Raw genomic sequence first — 18,335 nt, forward strand, 5'->3', positions numbered from 1 at the left:
TAAATGAAAAGAATAATACTTGTTTTAGTAATTATTGCTGTTCTTTATAGTACCTGGACATTTATTGGTCGCGATGAACTGCCACTAAAGCCAGATTCTTACTTAGATCAGATTGAAGTTATCTCAGCAGACGACTCGTTGTGCCACAGAAATATTGTGGGTATTCAGCCTTACATGCTTCCCACCGATTACCAAAGCAAGGACCATTTTTATGGAAAGCTGAGGACATACTTTGATGAAGCCAGTAAGGCGGGGTATTTCAAGACCAATACCGTTGTACTTCTTCCGGAATACCTTGGAACCTGGCTGGTGGTGAGCCATGAAAAACAATCTGTTATTGAAGCCTCCTCCATCAATTTTGCCATGACTTTGATGGTTCTGAGCAATCCGATTCAATTCATACAAGCCTACAGAAAGGGGCAAAATGAAAAAGATGCATTTGCTGCTGCCCTGTTCAGAATGAAGGCACAAGCCATGGCTCACATTTATGCCGAGGTTTTTACGAAACTCTCCAGTGAGTATGCCGTCACTATAAATGCGGGTTCTATTGTTTTGCCCGGCCCGACTATTCGCAACACAAACCAGATCAATGTTGTTTTATCAAAGCCATTATATAATGCCAGTTTCATTTTCTATCCTGATGGTAAAATTGATCAAATCGTAACAAGAAAATCTTTCCCCATTAGCAGTGAACAACCCTTTGTAAGTGCCTATCCGGTAAATGAGTTGCAGGCTTACGATCTTTCAGTTGGTAAAACAGCTGTACTCGTTTGTGCCGACTCGTGGTATCCTGAAAGTTATGCACAGATTAGTGAACTGAAAGCTGATGTGGTATTGGTTAATTCCTATTGCTCCGGTGAAAATACTATGGCTATGGAGTGGAAAGGATATGATGGAGGTAATGAACCCGGTGATGTAATTGATGATGACATTGGCAAACTCACCGAACAGGAAGCTTGGATAAAGTACGCACTACCTGGCAGACTAAAAAGTTGCGGGGCAACGATTGGCGTAAATGTTTTCTTGCGAGGAGAATTGTGGGATTTAGGCAGTGATGGGCAGCCTTTTTTCATTAAGGATGGTCAATTACTTCCCGTGCAGAAATCTGATCAGGCTGGAATCTGGAATCTTTGCTTTTAACTTATGTGCGATACGTTTGTTGCCCTTCCGAAAGCCACACATGATGGTCAATTGCTGTTAGCCAAGAACTCTGATCGCGAACCTGATGAAGCGCAATCCATAATCTATTGTCCGCGAATGCTCCGGACAGAAGCCTCTGTTCATTGTACCTTCATTTCTATCCCGCAAGTTTCCGAGACCTACGAATGCATTTTATCAAAACCATTTCAGATGTGGGGTGCGGAAATGGGGGTCAATGAATATGGCGTAGCCATTGGCAACGAAGCGGTGTTTACCAAAGCAAAGTTTGAAAAGCATAATAATGGTCTCACGGGAATGGATTTACTACGGTTGGCCCTGGAGAGAAGTCAGTCGGCACGTGAAGCTGTTACCTGCATTACTTCACTTCTTGAGTTGTATGGTCAGAATGCATGTGGTGGCTATAAGAACAAGCGATTCTATTATCATAATAGTTTTTTGATTGCCGACAGTCAATCCGCATTTGTGTTGGAAACTGCAGGACGGGAATGGGTTGTACAAGAAGTAAAAGACATAAGAAGTATTTCAAACCGTTTGAGTATAGGAACTCGCTATGATCAGCTAAGTTCGGGTGCAATGGCATTCGCCAAAAAGAATAAATGGTGGAATGAGGAGGAAACATTTGATTTTCACCAAGTTTATTCAGATTGGTTTTACACGCGCATGGGCAGGGCCGCCAAACGTGAAGCCTGCACGGCAGAACTTGCCATTCGCAAAAGAGGAAAAATTACAGCAGCGGACTGTATGACTATTCTACAAACTCATAATACGGAGGAATCAACATTTAAACCTTCTAGAGCGAATACAGGTTCAATTTGCATGCATGCTACAGGACTACTAAATCCAAGCAGTACCACCGGAAGTATGGTTGCACAAATCAGGACTGAGGGGCCACCTACTGTATGGTTAACAGGCACTCCGCACCCCTGCTTATCCGTATATATACCATTCTTTTTTGGGACGAATGTTATCAGTAAGATTAAGCAGCCATCAGCAAAACCTGATGATTCACTCTGGTGGAAAGCCGAAATGCTTCACAAGTGGATAGGTAAGGATTATAAGCATAGAAAATCATTGATAAATGAGAATAGGCTTTCATTACAACAACAATTTATTTCCGATGAGCAGCAACTAATAAAGTCAAGTCCAACGGTTGCCGAGCTTGAGAATTTCAGTTCAGATTGCCTACAGAAGATCAATGAAGCATTGACCGAATGGTCATTACTCAGTTACTGATTTTTCATTGATACCACCAAGCAAAAAATACAATACTACTAGGGCAGTGAAAAAAGATGTTAGTAGGAAAACAGTGCTTGCCCCATAAGCCATCCACAACCAACCGGCAATTATGCTTGCCATCATGGTAAATACACTTTGAAATCCGGTATAAGTACCAATGGCCGTTGCTGTATCGCGGTTATGACTAATGTTAGTGATCCAGGCTTTTGCCACACTTTCAGTAGCAGCGGCAAACAATCCGTAAATGGTGAATAGTATGAGGAAGTGCACAAGCGTAGTACCGAAAGCCATGCCGGCATACACCAACAAAAAAAAGGTCAAGCCCATTATAAAAGTTTTTTTAAAACCAATCCGGTCACTAAGCCTGCCCATCGGGTAAGCCGTTAGTGCGTAAATGAGGTTATAAAAAATATAAACCCCGATAACTACAGTATCATCCATTCCGCTCTCCTTTACCTTGAGTAATAAAAAAACATCCGAACTGTTAATCAATGCAAAGGCCAGTAATCCAGCGACAAGTCGTTTGTACGAAGGTAAGCTTTCATTCCAATATCGGGCAAACGCAAATACTGATGTGCCTCTGAAATCAACTTTTGTAATGTGTTTACTTTTCTCTTTTAGTAAAGAGGTGAAACTAATTGCAATAACACCCGGAATGAAAGCAATCAGAAATAGTGCTTTGTAGTGCTGCGGGTAAATGTATAAGAATAGCAACGCCAATAGCGGACCAACTACAGCACCCAACGTATCCATAGCCCGATGAAGCCCAAACACCCTCCCCTTTGTTTCTGATGTAGCTTCATCCGAAAGCATGGCATCACGGGCACCGGTACGAATACCCTTACCCAGTCGATCCAACGTGCGGGCCATGAAGGAATCCAACCAACCGATACCTGAGCCAGGCCTTGGCCAAAATGGAGAATACAGAATCGGCTGCAGTAACCGCGTCAGGAATGGCAGCGATAACCACAACTTTGCTGCAGCTATGCAGGCAAGGCGATGAAATTATTTGTAATCGCATGGTATACGGAGGAACATATGCGTTCTTAAAAAATGTCGCTCCCCGGTTTGGTATTAAGACCAACTTTGTTGACATCACCAACATTGATCGTGTAGAAAAGGCCATAACACCGGCAACAAAAGTCATCTACTGTGAATCGGTAAGTAATCCTTTACTTGAGGTTACGGATATTAAGGCACTTTCCAAACTAAGTAATAAATATGGCCTAAAACTGATTGTGGACAACACCTTTACCCCATTGATTATTTCGCCTGCCAAGCTGGGAGCAGATATTGTTGTTCACAGTTTAACAAAGTTCATAAACGGAACCAGCGATACCGTGGCTGGTGCAATTTGCGCTTCGGATGAATTTATCCATAAACTAAGTGATGTGAACAATGGAATGATTATGTTATTGGGGCCAGTAATGGATAGCCTGCGTGCAGCTTCTGTACTGAAAAATCTACATAGCCTGCACGTTCGTATGCAACAACATAGTAAAAACGCACTCTACCTGGCCACTGAACTTTCAAAATCAGGCATGGAAGTCCGTTATCCCGGACTTACTGACCATCCGCAACATACCCTGATGAAAGCGACAATGAACCCTGAATTTGGTTACGGAGGTATGTTGGTGCTTAATGTTGGAACAAAACAAAATGCATACAAGCTTATGGAACGCATGCAGCAACAAAACCTGGGGTACCTGGCTGTCAGCCTTGGGTTTTATAAAACCTTATTCAGCGCTCCCGGAAGCAGCACTTCGTCTGAAATACCCGAAGGCGAGCGCGAGGCGATGGGACTTGGCGATGGCCTTATTCGTATGAGTATTGGATTGGATGCGAACATTGAAGACACACTGTACAAAATGAAAAAGTGCATTGACGAAATCAGGGCTGTTCCAGCCTAGGCTATTCAACGATCAAAATAATCATATTCTGTTGCTTAAAATTGATACTTTAGAGGTTTATTCCTCTCATGTCATCCTTTACCTTAGAAATTCAACTATCTGATTCTTATCTCGTGGCAAAAGGCTATGGAAGACGCAACACATTAGCTGAAGTTTTAGAAGGTACACGGCAAATTGCCATGGCTTTAAGTGAAACAAAAAGTAAATACTTATTAGTCGACTACTCCGAGGTTGTAACCAGGCTTCTTGCTACCGATGCCTTTAATATTGTTAGGATTTATGAATCCCGTGTTTCTGAATTTCAAGATATTGTAATGGCCGTTGTTATTAACCCGGCCGAAGAACAATTTGATGCTTTTTGGGAAAAAATTTGCCGCATACGCGGCTATCAGTTTAAAATTTTTACGGATCGGCAAGCAGCTGAAGATTGGCTAAAGGATAAAATTGATCAGCATTGAACAATTATGATGCGTATAGTCTATAGTCTCCTGGTAACCCTTATCATACCAACAGTTAAGGCGCAAACATGGGATTCGCTGAATACCAAAGGACTAAAACTTTACATTGAAGGTAACTATACGTTGGCTCAGGAAATAATAGAAAAAGCTTTGATCCGAGCTGAAGTTGATTCAGGAAAAATCAGTTCAGCCTACGCCAGCAGCCTCACAACGCTCGCGCAAATCAATAAGGCTACCGGTAATTATGGAAAAGCTGCTGATATGTTTCGTTTCACCATTTTTGTTGCCGACAAACAATACGATTTTGGCCATATCGACCGTATTCAAACACGGGTTGAGCTTGCCAATTTATTTTTAGAATCAGGACAATACGATAGCTGTGAAATTTACCTGAGAAAATGCCTTGATTTTATTCAGTTGGCATATACCAATAACCGTGAGTACTACAGCAACAACATATTGAATTTTATCCTGGCTTTTGCACACATTCAAAATTCTATGGCTTCCCTACATCGAAGAACCGGACAGCTTAAGAAGGCAATAACTGAATTGGAAGAAACCATTACCTTTTTAAAAGAAGCAATGGGGCAAGAAGTTTTGGGCCTGAACGAATACAAAACCATACTCAGTAACCTGTGTAATTATTATCTGGAGTATGGAGCGGTCGAAAAAGCGACCTTGCTGAATACAGAGTACATTTCCCTCATAAAAAATAAACAATCACTCTCCTACCTATATGCGCTTCAAAATCATGGAAATATCTTTCGAAGGCTTGAACAAACCGATTCAGCCATACATTCCTGGCAAAAGGCATTGGGAATGATTGAACACGGCCTCTACTATGGCAGCCAACTCCACATTTCAATATTAACTAACCTCGGTGAGGTATATAGTTATCTGGAGAATTATGAAGAGGCTCTTGGGCATTTGCGTGCAGCCAGGGCATTACTTGAAAAAACAGGTAGTATTAATCCAAGAATATACCAAACCACATTGCTTAATTTGGCACTAACTTATTTCTATAATTCCAATTTTAAAGAAGCAGACGCAGCATTCAACAGTCTAACAGACCACTTGCTTAAAGAAGTAAAACACAACTTCACCTACCTTAGCGAGAATGAAAAAATTTCATTTTACAGAAACCAACGGGATATCCTCCAGGAATATTTACTCTTCGCTTTAACCGTTTCGGGCACAATACCCGGACAAGACTTCCAAAATCCCGATATCACTAAAAGGCTCTTTGATCTTCAGCTTTCAACAAAGGGCATTATTCTGAATGCAAGCCATAAAATGAAAACAATCATTCTAAACGGGGATAACCAACAACTAAAGGCCGATTATCAACGGTGGGAATACTTAAAAAATGAACTTGCACAGTTGATTCGAAGCGAAACCCCATCTGCAAATCAAATAGCCGAACTCACAGTCTATGTAGAGGAAATGGAAATAAAACTTAGTCGCGCGTCAGCATCTTTCAAAAAGGGCTTCCTGGTTGAAGAAATTTCATGGAGGGATATTCAGAAAAAATTAAAACCAGGTGAAGCAGCCGTGGAAATGGTAAGCATGTACAACGGTTTGCTCTATGCCGCCCTTATTGTTACAAAAGAAACGGATGACCGGCCGCGCATGGCTATTGTGAAGGGTAGTGAGATAAGAAGACTTGAAAAAGAGTATGCACGACAATACATTAATGCCATAAACTTCAGGTACACCGATACCCTTTCGTATGCGGTTTATTGGAAACCCATAGCCGATGCTATTTCGCAAGCCCTTCCTAAAAATCAAAAATTGAAGCGTGTCTATTTTTCTCCGGATGGCATCTATAACCAGATAAACCTGAATACCTTTTATGACACAAAATCTGGAAAATACCTGATCGACCAGGTAGAAATCCACCAGCTCATCAATACCAAAGAACTCGTAGGCCCAAAACCCAAAGCAAATAAATCGGTAATGCAACGCGCTACGCTCTTTGGAAATCCGGCATTTTCCGTAATCACTTCCGAAACCAATCAATTGTTTACTGACCTTCCAGGAACTGAGAAAGAGGTTGATGCGATTTATACACTACTAAAAAACAAAGGATGGTCGGTCGATCGGTACAAAGGTTCTTCAGCAACGGAAACCCGGTTGAAGTCGATAAAAGAAAACGAAATTTTACACCTGGCCACACATGGTTTTTTTAGCGGCCATGATGGCCAATCAAATTCATTGGTATGGATGTTAATCAACTCGGGTGTTGTGCTTGCGGGTGCCAATCAGCCCGCATTGCTGGACCAGGACGATGGAATACTTACAGCCTATGAAGCCGTAAACCTGAATTTGGATAATACACTACTGGTAGTGCTATCAGCTTGCGAAACAGGGCTTGGTGAATATTACCCGGGCGAGGGCGTATACGGATTGCGCCTGGCTTTATCGGCAGCGGGTGCTTCCACCATAATTATGAGTTTATGGAAGGTGGATGATTTTGTTACGCAACAATTGATGATTGCCTTTTACAGGCGATGGTTGAAACATCCGGGCCACATGCGTGCTGCATTTCGGGCTGCCCAGCAGGAAATTAAAAAGACCCACCCAGATCCGTATTACTGGGGGGCCTTTGTGTTGACGGGGCGATAATCGATTACCCTAAATATGCTTTTAAGCTCTTGCTTCGCGAGCTATGCCTTAACCTGCGGGTTGCCTTTTCTTTGATCTGGCGTACACGTTCACGGGTAAGGTTAAACTTCTCTCCTATTTCTTCCAGGGTCATGGCCTGTTCGCCATTCAAACCAAAATAGTAAGCAATTACATCAGCTTCGCGTTGTGTAAGCGTAGCCAAAGCACGCTGTACTTCTTTGCGGAGTGAGTCCTGTATCAGGCTTGAGTCGGGTGTTTCTTCGCTGTTGTTTTCCAGCACATCCAACAGGTTGCTTTCTTCACCCTGGGCAAATGGGGCATCTACTGAAACATGTCGGCCGGATATACCCAGGTTATCGCGAACCTCTTGGGTGGTTATATCCAATACTTCGGCTAATTCTTCGGCCGAGGGCTCACGCTGAAACTTCTGTTCCAGTTCTGAGAATGTCCTCGAAATCTTATTTAAAGACCCTACACGGTTCAAGGGTAACCGTACAATACGCGATTGCTCGGCCAGGGCTTGCATGATAGACTGGCGAATCCACCAAACGGCATAAGAAATGAACTTAAACCCGCGTGTTTCATCAAAGCGTGTAGCCGCTTTTATAAGGCCTACGTTACCCTCATTAATAAGGTCGCCTAAGGTAAGGCCGTTGTTTTGATATTGTTTTGCCACAGAAACAACAAATCGCAGATTTGCTTTTGTCAGCTTTTCAAGGGCTACCTGGTCTCCAGCTTTTATACGCTTGGCAAGTTCCACTTCCTGCTCTGCCGTAATGAGGTCTACTTTTCCGATTTCCTGTAAATACTTATCGAGCGATTGACTTTCCCGATTCGTAATCTGTTTGCTGATTTTTAACTGTCTCATGAAGGAATGAACGATTTCGTGCAAAAATAGTTCAAAAAGGCCATTATATAAAGACAAACCCCAGAAAACACGGGCTGGCAAACAACGGCTACCGGAAACCAATCCTGGGCCTTAACAGGCTGTACTACCTTGCCATCCGTCAAAAACCAAAAAATCCGATAGATATTCTGAAGAATCAACAAGTTCCGGGCGCTTATTCTGACCAGATCAAACATTCTTCTTAAAATAAAGAATAAATGCCGTACCCTCATTTAGCCTGCTCTCTACCTTTAGTTTTCCACCCAATGTAGTTAGCTGGGTTTTTACCAGGTAAAGGCCAAGTCCCTTGCCCTCAACGTGGGTATGGAACCTTTTGTACAGCTTGAACAAATCCTGGTCGTATTTTCCAAGGTCTATACCCAATCCATTGTCCCTTACTTCAAGGCGAACGAAATCACGTTCCTCCATTGCGGTTATCTCAACTTCGAGTTTCCGATCGGGGTTACGGTATTTAATGGCGTTACTGATTACGTTATAAAGTATACTCTCCATGTAGGGCTGAAGGAACCTGACAGCGTTAACGGCATCAAGATTCAATTTTACATTGGCATTGGTAAGGGTCAATTCCGGTTGAAGCACATCGAGTACCCGCTCAACCGACTTCCTTAAATCAACCTGATCTAATTGCGCTGTATTAAGGTTTTCGATTTCCAATATCTGGTTGATGTCACGTATTACCTGGTCGAGGTCGCTTATGGCTTGCGTAATATGGTTCAGAATTTCTTCAGTCTCCTGCTTGCTTTGGCTTGCTTTAAGAATTGAACTGAGGCCTAAAATACGTGCCACTGGAGCTCTCAGGTTATGGGACACAATGTAGGAGAACTGCTTTAACCTGCTGTTGTGCTCTACCAATTCTGCATTGGCATTGCGCAACTCAAGTGTTTGTCGCTCAACCTCATGTTTAAGGTCTTTATTGATATTCTCAATAGTCAGGTTTTGTTCATGAATGGTTGTGTTTGCAGCGGTTAGTTCTTCGTTTTGCTGGAGCAGTGCATTCCGCTGCAGTTCAATTTCCTTTTGTTGCAGCGATAGTTGCTCGTTATGTGCCGATATCTCTTCATTCTGGGCAGATATTTCTTCATTCTGGGCAGATATTTCTTCATTCTGCGCTAAAATCTCTTTGGTTCGCTCAGCCACCAGTTTTTCAAGAATGACGTTCTGATCGGCCAATAGTTTGTTTCGCGCCAACTCTGATTCACGAAGTTGCTCGGCCACTTTTATTAACCGCAGCGATCGGTAAGCGCCATAGAAAACCATGGGCACCGTAATAAAAAAAATCAACAACTGGATGAGATATGCATTGCGCAGCGCAACATGGTACTCTTCTTCACTTTTGTCTTTTATGGAGTTTTCTAAACTAAAAACTGCATTTCGGAATTTCATATACTCAAGGTAAAGGGCGTACCCGCGATCTTCCGCCAGCACAGCTTTAAACTCAATCAATTTTTTTGAATCGATTAGTTGAAACATGCTATCGATAAGTTGAAAGTAGGAGTCAACTTTAACTTTAAAATTTACGAAGGAAGGCATGTCGAACCCTTGACGTTCCAAAACCGGTGCCATAGAAGTAAAAGCTTCTTCAACAGCCTGACGTGCCGAATCGGTTGAAAGTCTTAGCGCTCTACTTTCAGGAACCAGCGCTGTTCCACGAAGCCCCAGGTCGGCAAGGTGTAAATTCCTGATTATGCTTCCCGTTTTGATTTTCATTTGTTCTGCTTCATCCTGAATCTTGCGGTTATTTTCGATAGTAACGCTATTTTGATAGCTCAGGTAAATGCTGATTAACAGGAAAACAGCAATACCAGTCGCTACCGGATAAAGATTTCTTTTGCGCATAAAGTTTTCATCAGGAACCATACATGATTCTGGTGTAAGCCAAAGTAATTAAAATCTAAAGGATGGATCGAAATTTAAATAATAATGATGAAGAAGTAAAAGAAAAAATACAAACCATAATAAAGCCTCCTGATTTACCTATCGGTAGCAAAGCGTAAAGCAAAATCAAGGTCTACATGTTCACTTACTTTTACCATACCCATCATGCGCACGGGTGGTACCAAACCATAATCGGTAAGCAACACCCTTTGTTTTCCATAAATCAATAAGCTGCCCGGATTCTCAACCTTACAGTTTACGGTATAGCGTTTAACAACTTGGTTAATATTTATCGTAATTTCTGCTTTACCCTCTTGCCACACTTCGTTAGGTTGCCAGGTTGGCATAAGGGCTTGCAATTCCACCTGTATAAAAGGGTTTTCTTCTTCCAATAACATTTTTCGAAAGTCTTTGTTCATGATACCATTGCCTGAATCAAAAGCGCGGACCTTTAGATTAATTATTCCGCCTGATAAGCGTAGCACCCCATCCTTCATAGTAACACGGACAGGACGATCAATTGAAATTTCTTCGGTATATTCAAACTTAAAGGTATTAACATTGGTTGAACCAAAAACAGTGACCTTACTGGTGGGATGTATGAAGATACGATACTCCTGGGCACCAACTTCGTAACCCAATAGTACAAATGCCGTAATAAAAGCAAACACGGTAGTAAGGCGAAACATACAGGCATTAATAATTTGGCAATAAACGAATGTGCAGATTATTTAACAGCAAAAAAAGTTGCTTTGTATTCAACGATAACCTCATTCCCGGTTTTGATGGTGCCAAAAAGTGCTGTGGGTGGATCAACATTATAATCTGTCATTTTTATTGGTGTTTTACCTTCAAAGACTATACCATTGGATACTGGGGTTGCCCTTGCGGATAAAACAATTTCCTTACTGGTTCCGGCAATGCGCAGTATTCCGGTAATTTCTACACCCGAAGGTTTACTGGAAATAAGCCGGTTAAATGTAAATGTAATATTAGGGTGCCTGCCTGCATCAAGGGCTTTGTAGATATTTTTATCCATATTCTTGTCGTAGTACTCGCCATTCTCTTTGATACTACGAATAAATGAAGTTGCCGAATTGATCACCAGCGAATGGATTACTTTAATCGTCCCGTTTTGCAACTCGCCCTTTAGCTGTCCTGACAGTTGCTCGGCTTTGCATTGCCAGGGATGTAAAGATGATGTTCCGCTGATGATCAATTGACTGTCCCTGGCCGAAAGCACCATTTCCGTTTGCCCAAACACGGAAAAAGCAACAAAAAGAAAGCCACACAATAATCCATTTCTCATAAGCCCTTACTGCTTCTTGTAAATATCATCATTTTAACCTGACCGGAATTATCACATAAATCCAACGCTACAATTTTTCCATCAACCGCGTTTCGTCTAAAAAATTTTTTGCTATACCCAATGGCCGCATGATGTAGCGCTTCTTATCCACATGGCCTATTTGGCGCTTCAGTATATTGTCAAGCACCTGTATGGTTTTTACCATGTGTGTGCCCTTATTCAACATGACACATTCGGCCATTACGCCCATAGCGGCATCTGTCATTTCCGATCGGGTGGCAAAGCCGGTTTTATTCAATGATTCAAGCACCTGGGTTGCCCAGATAACCGGAGCATGGGCAGCTTCGCAAATCCATAAAATTTCTTCTTGTATTTCACTTAACCGTTCAAATCCAATTTCAACAGCCAGGTCGCCACGGGCAATCATTACCCCCATACTTTCATCGCGCATACCGGTAAGTAATAAACCCGGTAGATTTTGAATGGCCAACAAGCGCTCAATTTTTAAAATAATAGCAGGTAACTTGTTTTCGCTGCCGTGTTTGCGCAGTTCGTTCCTGAGCCGCTCCAGGTCATAGGGTGTGCCTACGAATGAATAACCAACCATATCGGCATGCTTGCAAATAAAAGGTATGCAGGATAAATCTGATGCCGTTAACGAATCAATGGATAATTCAGAATCAGGCAGGTTAATGCCTTTGTCAAGGCGTAAAAATGGTTTCTTGGTAGAGATACGAACAATTTGAATGATTGCTTTGCCTGCTCCTGCTTTTAAAACCTTAGCTTCAAATTTACCGTCATCGATAAATACGTGCTCACCCGGCTTAATCATAGAAACGATTTCAGCAGGTTCAACTTGAACAATCTTTTCATTCAAGGTTGCATCAATCAAATTACCAACAATGCACAATTGATCTTGCTCTTTTACTCTAAGTTTATCCTGCTGTTCGGCATTAAAGGTTATGGATTTTATCCTGATTTTGGGACCAGCAAGATCCATGTAGATTTTGCACGGAATACCGGTTTTTGCTACCGATTTTTTTAAGGTATTGATCATCTGCAGCCATGTATCAGGGCCATCATGTGCGCAGTTAATGCGGGCTACCGTCATGCCTGCCAATAAAATTTCTTCCATGTGCATACGGTCATGGGCCACCTCGGCCGATAAGGTAACCATAATGTGGGGCCTTCCGGCATAGGGATCAGCACCAAGCAGCAGTTCCCTTTTCTCCTGGCGTATTCTTCCGGCCGTTTCAAAGGTACAGGCGATGTCATCCCGTTGAACATAGGTTGGAGAGAGCCAACGCAAAACATTGCTGAGTTGTGACAATACATGACTCTCACAACTGGTAAGGGATGAAAGTCCTATCTGGTGCAGGTATTCCTGTACTTGCCTGATTTCGGCTGTGCGCAACACCAGGTAATGGATCAGGTTTACCGCGCTGATCCGGTTACTGATATGGATATTTTCCAGCGTTGTCCGAAAGGAGTCTTCAATATGTTTCATGTCGGCAGCCAGCGTTTCCAACTGGCCGACAATCCTTTCATGGTTTATCGCGCTTCGGTATATATTCATACCGAATACTATCGGTTTGGGCAAGCCTTTACTATGACTTACATCATGCAGCGGCATGATTTGCGACCCCACTTGCAGGCCTCTAACCGAATGGTTTCATAACCTTCCACAATTGGCTGAACTCTTTTAAATAAGACCTGACCAAACCGCCTTCGCGGGTAAGCAAAATATTCTCGTGATTATACCGGGCGGCACTGCGTGTCCAGTTGTAGCTTCCGGTTAGCAGCACCCGCTCATCGGCTACCATAAATTTATGGTGCATGTGGTATGGGGTATCATCTATGCGTATAGCAATTCCTTCTTCTGCCAACGCTTCAATGTCGGAACCTTCATCCAATAACTTATCATTATCGGTAACAATCTGTACGTTAACACCCTTTTTGTGCGCGGTAATAAGTGCCTCCGAAATCGAGTCATCACTAATGGTAAACACACATATTTTCAATTCCCGAATGGCTTGGTTTATCTGGTGGATTATGGCTGCCTGGCATGCTTCGCCAGGGCTAAAAAAAGCATCGGAAGAGTCAAGGCCGGTACTTGAAGCAGGTTGCAAAGCACTGTTGGCGTTTTTTATCCATTCAATTATAAACTGATAATTTTGGGCGTTAACGCGTGCGTTGGCCAACTCATAAATTTTACTTCTTAAAAAATTCAACTGGTGCTGATCCAACGGTTTGTCAGCTAAAATAGCTTTTAACGATCTGCGCTCCGATTTTGAAAAGAACTCATCTTCAATACTGGACTGCAGTTGTGCAATAATGTCTTCCATAAAAATGGCTGTGTTGGCTGATTTGATTTAAACTTAAAAAATTAATCCAAGGAATATGCGTGCCACCTGTTAATATTGCACCTTTAAATGCTAATGTTTACTTATGAAAATTGCAGAAATCCACACCAAAAAGGGCGTTATGAAAATCAAATTCTTTGAAAAAGATGCGCCCAATACCGTTAAGAATTTCATTGACCTGGCCGAGCATAACTTTTATGATGGGCTGACTTTCCATCGGGTAATCCCCAACTTTGTTATCCAGGGCGGATGTCCCAATGGAATAGGCAACGGTGGGCCGGGTTATCAAATCAAGTGCGAACTAACTGGCGACAACCAATACCACGACAGGGGTGTATTGTCGATGGCACATGCCGGCAGGAACACCGGTGGTTCACAATTTTTTATTTGCCACAGCCGCGACAACACCAGCCATCTCGATCGCCACCATACTTGCTTTGGCAAAGTATATGAAGGGCTTGACGTAATTGACCAGATCCGCCAGGGCGATGTTATGGAAAAGGTCGTTATCCGTGAAGTGGAATCTATATAAACTTATAGTATGGATTTGTTACTGCCGCCCGAATTGGTACGAAATGTGCTATCTTGAGTAACATTAAACTCTAATCCCCCAACGTATGAAAAACTTTATCCTCATCATGCTGGTATGTATTTCCAGCGCAGCAATGGCTCAAGGTTTTATAACTCCACTTGATGCCGATGACATGCCCATTTTTGCAAACAATAAAGAATGCATCGTTAAGCTTGCATCCGGAGAAGAAGTTACAGGTAAGTTTTTAGGTGGCACCATGGTAAACGGGTACCTAAGTAATTTCAACATCCGTTTGGATAACGGTGAAAAGGCCAAATTTAAACCAGAAGATGTTGAGCGGCTTTCTATCAAAGCTTCAAAAATGGCGAAGCTGGCCATGATGGCAGAATCAACCGGGTCGATAAAGGAAATGACCAATACCAACTTTGATGAAATTGTAAACCGCGAATACCTCATCTTCGAAACGGCCATGCGTCATAACAAAGCCAGCAAACTCAGGTTAATGCAATTGCTTAACCCCGGGTTCGACAGCCAAATAAAAGTGTTTGCCGACCCGAATGCCAAAGAAACTACAGGTGTGGGTGTTGCAGGGGTAAAACTTACCGGAGGAATCGACAAGTCGTATTTGTTTGTACAAAACAACGAAAAAGCCGTATTGGTAAAAAAAGGCAGCTACAAGAAAAACTTCGAAGAACTATATGCAAAATGCCCGGCCATGCTGCAGGCATTTGAAGGCGAAAAAATAAAGTGGGCCGATGTAGCCGGTCATGTTTTTGCTTTCGACCAGGTTTGTAAATAGCTATAGAGCACAATAGTTTACAGTTTAATTAACCGGCTTCGGCCGGTTTTTTATTGCGCGTTTGAATTTTTTACCTTTATCGCATGAAAAAAATCATTGCCCTATACTTTCTTATTTTTTCTTTCTCATTAATACAGGCGCAACGCCCTAAACCCGATGCCATTGAAACCGCTAAAGGCAGTTTAACCATTCAACCCATCCTGCACGCCACCCTTGTCCTAACCTGGAATGGAATTACCATCTATGTCGATCCCTACGGTGGTGCAAAAGCTTTTGAAGGATTAGCCGCACCAAACCTTATTCTGATCACCGACATCCATGGCGATCATCTGAATATGGAAACCTTAAAAACCATCGAAACGGCACGCGCTATCATTATCGCACCGCATGCGGTGCGAGAGCAACTCCCCGAAAACCTGGCCAATCAAACCATACCCCTTGCCAATGGTTCTTCCATTAAACAGTTTGATATTACCATTACCGCCATACCCATGTACAACTTGCCTGAAACGGATGATTCGCGCCATCCGCGAGGCCGCGGCAATGGTTACGTATTAAGCTTGGGCGAAAAACAAATCTATATTTCAGGAGATACGGAAGACATTGCTGAAATGCGAGCTTTGAAAAATATTGACCTTGCATTTGTTTGCATGAACCAACCCTTTACCATGACCATTGAGCAAGCCGCTAGTGCTGTGCTGGAATTTAAACCTAAAATCGTTTATCCCTTTCATTATCGTGGCCAAGGTGGGTTAAGTGATGTTGAAGCATTTAAAAAGCTAATTCAAAAAGGGAATTTGGCCATTGATGTAAGGCTTCGTAATTGGTACCCTGCTTATTAATACACGTTGCTGAACCAACAAAGCCGTTTACACGGTCATAACAAAGCCAGTTGAAATTCTGCTAAAATCTGCGGAGCTTTAATCCATTCATTATAGCTTCGTCATGCAAAAAAAGTGTTTTCTTTTTTTCCTTGTTGTGGTGTGGGGACATGCATGGTCCAACAGCATTCTTATCGCCATGGACGAAGCACAACGAAACCACCTCAAAGCCTATGGCATAGCTTATTTCATGCTGCAAAAGGATGTAACCGTAGATTGGTTATTGAACTATCGCGGTGGAAGTTTTTTGATAGAATACTCGCCCATGGCAGAAACTGAATGCAGGATCCGTGGCGTTTCCTATGAAATATTAAGTGCAGCATCCGTTAACCGCATATTGAATGAACTGGCAAGCCCGGCCGTAAACATGAATGCCGTTCGTTTGGAACGCGTGCCCCGTATTGCCGTGTACTCGCCTAAAAACGAATTTATATTGGATGAAACCGATGCCGTAATACTGGTACTGGATTATGCCGAAATACCTTACGACATAATTTATGATGAGGAAATCCATAACCAAGCACTTGCACGCTACGATTGGCTCCATCTCCACCACGAAGATTTTACCGGCCAACCGGGCCGGTCACGCTGGCGCGAATCATCCGTGATGGAATACAAAGCGCAAGAGCTAACAGCTGCTAAGCTAGGGTATACCAGTGTACCTGAAATGAAACTGGTTATGGCAAAAAAAATTAAAACCTTTGTAGCTTCAGGTGGCTACTTGTTTGCCATGTGCTCGGCAGCCGAATCCATTGATGTTGCCCTGGCCATGAACGGTTCGGAACTCTACGAACTTTCGGATGAAGAAATGCACGACACCTCCCGGCTGGATTACACCCAAACATTTGCCTTTGAAAATTTTAGCATTGAACCACCGTACAGCCGAAGATTCTCGGATATTAATGTTGGAAGGCGCGATTTCATGCCGAGCGGTGATTACTTTTCCCTATTTACATTCTCCGCTAAGTGGGACCTCATACCCTCACTACTTACACAAAACCACGCCAATGTTATCCGTGAATTTTCCGGACTCACCACGGCTTTCAATAAGGACCTGGTGAAACCTGAGGTGCTGCTGCTGGGTGAAAACAGAAAAGAAAGGAATGTACGGTATATGTTCAGTGAATTGGGAAAAGGCTTCTGGACATTTTACAGCGGGCACGACCCGGAAGGAATTCCCGGCCGGGGAAGGGCACCTACAGATTTAAACCTTTATCCAAATTCACCGGGTTATCGGTTGATTTTGAATAATGTATTATTTCCTTCGGCCCAAAAGAAAAAACAAAAAACTTAATTAGACTTAAAGCTGAAGTACTAAGAAGTAGATAAAATTAAATTAAGCAATATGAAAACCATATGCATGTTTATGCTAACGATACAAGTATCGTTAGCACAAATACCCACAACTGAAATTCAAATCAAAACAGCGGTACTTGCCGCCCCGGAAGATAAACGGGATGGAGCAATGGTTTATGGTTACAACCCCAAAGGTGAATTTGTAGTGCTTCGAAAAGGTACCAACGAATTTGTGTGCCTGGCGGATGATCCCAAAGCAAGCGGCTTAAATGTTTCGTGCTATCACAAAGACCTGGAACCGTTTATGGCACGAGGGCGCGAATTGAAAGCACAAGGAAAATCTTTCCAGGAAATCTTCAACATGCGTGAAGAAGAAGTGAAATCAGGAAAACTTTTTATGCCCAAACAACCTACCAACTTACAGGTGTTTACCGCCCCTGCCGAAAACTATAACTCACAAACCGGTGAGGTAACAAAAGGCACATTCCGTTATGTGGTCTATATTCCCTGGGCCACCGCAGAAAGCACGGGCTTACCGTTGAAGCCTGAAGCTCCCGGCATGCCGTGGATCATGGATCCGGGAACACACCGGGCACATATTATGATCAATCCACCCACTAAGGATTAGCAGCTACTTCCCTATTCCCATTTTGATGACCACTTTTTTGCCGTGCGTAATTTTTCAAGTGTACCATCATCAATAGCCTGTATCAGTTTCTGGTTCATCGGCCCTGAAGAGGTAAGGTGAAACTGACCGCACGAATCACAACGATATACGGCAACAGGGCCAGAATGCTTCCGATAATCAAAATGCACGTGTGCTTCTATGAGGGCTTCTACTGCTATATCCTCATTTAAATACGATCGCTTTCCTGAAGAACAAGTTGACATTTACCGTTAATGTAATTGAAAAGGCAATTACCCGTAAAAACCTGAAAACCTTTTAAAAAGTTTTTACAACTTTAAGCATAACCTAATCGTCC

18 protein-coding genes are annotated in these 18,335 nt (G+C 42.6%); 10 read left to right on the forward strand and 8 right to left on the reverse strand.

Translation table 11 applies throughout. The annotated features are described in order from the left end of the window. Nucleotides 1-3 precede the first annotated feature (3 nt). Both KIT51_10730 and KIT51_10735 read left to right on the forward strand, forming a co-directional pair. Nucleotides 4-1,140 (forward strand): carbon-nitrogen hydrolase, encoded by a 1,137-nt coding sequence (locus KIT51_10730; GenBank protein ID UYN85365.1) that lies wholly within the window; start codon nucleotides 4-6, stop codon nucleotides 1,138-1,140. Nucleotides 1,141-1,143: 3 nt separating this feature from the next. Then, complete coding sequence (locus tag KIT51_10735) at nucleotides 1,144-2,394, forward strand: C69 family dipeptidase (GenBank protein ID UYN85366.1); 1,251 nt, start codon at nucleotides 1,144-1,146, stop codon at nucleotides 2,392-2,394. Here KIT51_10735 and KIT51_10740 read toward each other — a convergent pair. Then, the gene (locus KIT51_10740) at nucleotides 2,380-3,267 is read right to left on the reverse strand and encodes an MFS transporter (protein ID UYN85367.1); all 888 of its coding nucleotides are present in this window, start codon (nucleotides 3,265-3,267) and stop codon (nucleotides 2,380-2,382) included. The genes KIT51_10735 and KIT51_10740 overlap by 15 nt on opposite strands. 44 nt (nucleotides 3,268-3,311) lie before the next feature. On the opposite strand from KIT51_10740, the gene KIT51_10745 reads away from it, so the two are divergent. The 3 genes from KIT51_10745 (at nucleotide 3,312) to KIT51_10755 (ending at nucleotide 7,390) form a co-directional block, all read left to right on the forward strand. Next, on the forward strand, nucleotides 3,312-4,307 hold the full coding sequence (locus KIT51_10745; GenBank protein ID UYN85368.1) for an aminotransferase class I/II-fold pyridoxal phosphate-dependent enzyme: 996 nt from the start codon (nucleotides 3,312-3,314) through the stop codon (nucleotides 4,305-4,307). A gap of 68 nt (nucleotides 4,308-4,375) precedes the next feature. Then, the gene (locus tag KIT51_10750) at nucleotides 4,376-4,765 is read left to right on the forward strand and encodes a hypothetical protein (protein UYN85369.1); all 390 of its coding nucleotides are present in this window, start codon (nucleotides 4,376-4,378) and stop codon (nucleotides 4,763-4,765) included. A 6-nt stretch (nucleotides 4,766-4,771) separates the two neighbouring features. Then, nucleotides 4,772-7,390 carry a CHAT domain-containing protein gene (locus KIT51_10755; protein ID UYN85370.1) on the forward strand — a complete coding sequence of 873 codons (2,619 nt, stop codon included), beginning with the start codon at nucleotides 4,772-4,774 and terminating at the stop codon, nucleotides 7,388-7,390. 4 nt (nucleotides 7,391-7,394) lie between these two features. Here the strand turns inward: KIT51_10755 and KIT51_10760 are convergent, their stop codons facing one another. The 6 genes from KIT51_10760 to KIT51_10785 all read right to left on the reverse strand — a co-directional run bounded on the left by KIT51_10760 (nucleotide 7,395) and on the right by KIT51_10785 (nucleotide 13,826). Continuing rightward, nucleotides 7,395-8,258, reverse strand: coding sequence for a sigma-70 family RNA polymerase sigma factor (locus KIT51_10760; protein UYN85371.1), 864 nt, complete (start codon nucleotides 8,256-8,258; stop codon nucleotides 7,395-7,397). A 207-nt stretch (nucleotides 8,259-8,465) separates the two neighbouring features. Then, entirely contained in the window at nucleotides 8,466-10,133 is a 1,668-nt protein-coding gene (locus KIT51_10765; protein UYN85372.1) for a hypothetical protein, read from the reverse strand. A 134-nt stretch (nucleotides 10,134-10,267) separates the two neighbouring features. Then, nucleotides 10,268-10,861, reverse strand: coding sequence for a hypothetical protein (locus KIT51_10770; GenBank protein ID UYN85373.1), 594 nt, complete (start codon nucleotides 10,859-10,861; stop codon nucleotides 10,268-10,270). 38 nt (nucleotides 10,862-10,899) lie between these two features. Continuing rightward, nucleotides 10,900-11,481, reverse strand: a complete 582-nt coding sequence (locus KIT51_10775; GenBank protein UYN85374.1) for a YceI family protein — start codon at nucleotides 11,479-11,481, stop codon at nucleotides 10,900-10,902. Nucleotides 11,482-11,548: 67 nt separating this feature from the next. Beyond that, complete coding sequence (locus tag KIT51_10780; GenBank protein ID UYN85375.1) at nucleotides 11,549-13,057, reverse strand: pyruvate kinase; 1,509 nt, start codon at nucleotides 13,055-13,057, stop codon at nucleotides 11,549-11,551. Between the two features lie 82 nt (nucleotides 13,058-13,139). Next, nucleotides 13,140-13,826 (reverse strand): DUF1669 domain-containing protein, encoded by a 687-nt coding sequence (locus tag KIT51_10785; protein UYN85376.1) that lies wholly within the window; start codon nucleotides 13,824-13,826, stop codon nucleotides 13,140-13,142. Nucleotides 13,827-13,929: 103 nt separating this feature from the next. On the opposite strand from KIT51_10785, the gene KIT51_10790 reads away from it, so the two are divergent. The 5 genes from KIT51_10790 (at nucleotide 13,930) to KIT51_10810 (ending at nucleotide 17,980) form a co-directional block, all read left to right on the forward strand. Further along, nucleotides 13,930-14,376, forward strand: a complete 447-nt coding sequence (locus KIT51_10790; GenBank protein UYN85377.1) for a peptidylprolyl isomerase — start codon at nucleotides 13,930-13,932, stop codon at nucleotides 14,374-14,376. 85 nt (nucleotides 14,377-14,461) lie between these two features. Then, nucleotides 14,462-15,175, forward strand: coding sequence for a hypothetical protein (locus KIT51_10795; protein UYN85378.1), 714 nt, complete (start codon nucleotides 14,462-14,464; stop codon nucleotides 15,173-15,175). 83 nt (nucleotides 15,176-15,258) lie between these two features. Next, entirely contained in the window at nucleotides 15,259-16,017 is a 759-nt protein-coding gene (locus tag KIT51_10800) for an MBL fold metallo-hydrolase (protein UYN85379.1), read from the forward strand. A 103-nt stretch (nucleotides 16,018-16,120) separates the two neighbouring features. Next, complete coding sequence (locus tag KIT51_10805) at nucleotides 16,121-17,350, forward strand: asparagine synthetase B (GenBank protein UYN85380.1); 1,230 nt, start codon at nucleotides 16,121-16,123, stop codon at nucleotides 17,348-17,350. A 51-nt stretch (nucleotides 17,351-17,401) separates the two neighbouring features. Next, nucleotides 17,402-17,980 (forward strand): hypothetical protein, encoded by a 579-nt coding sequence (locus tag KIT51_10810; GenBank protein ID UYN85381.1) that lies wholly within the window; start codon nucleotides 17,402-17,404, stop codon nucleotides 17,978-17,980. 11 nt (nucleotides 17,981-17,991) lie between these two features. On the opposite strand, the gene KIT51_10815 is transcribed toward KIT51_10810, so the two are convergent. Then, a complete protein-coding gene (locus KIT51_10815) occupies nucleotides 17,992-18,243 on the reverse strand; it encodes a hypothetical protein (GenBank protein UYN85382.1) in 252 nt (83 codons plus the stop codon). Between the last annotated feature and the right edge of the window lie 92 nt (nucleotides 18,244-18,335).

Source organism: Cyclobacteriaceae bacterium, assembly GCA_025808415.1.
Classification (GTDB): Bacteria; Bacteroidota; Bacteroidia; order Cytophagales; family Cyclobacteriaceae; genus UBA2336.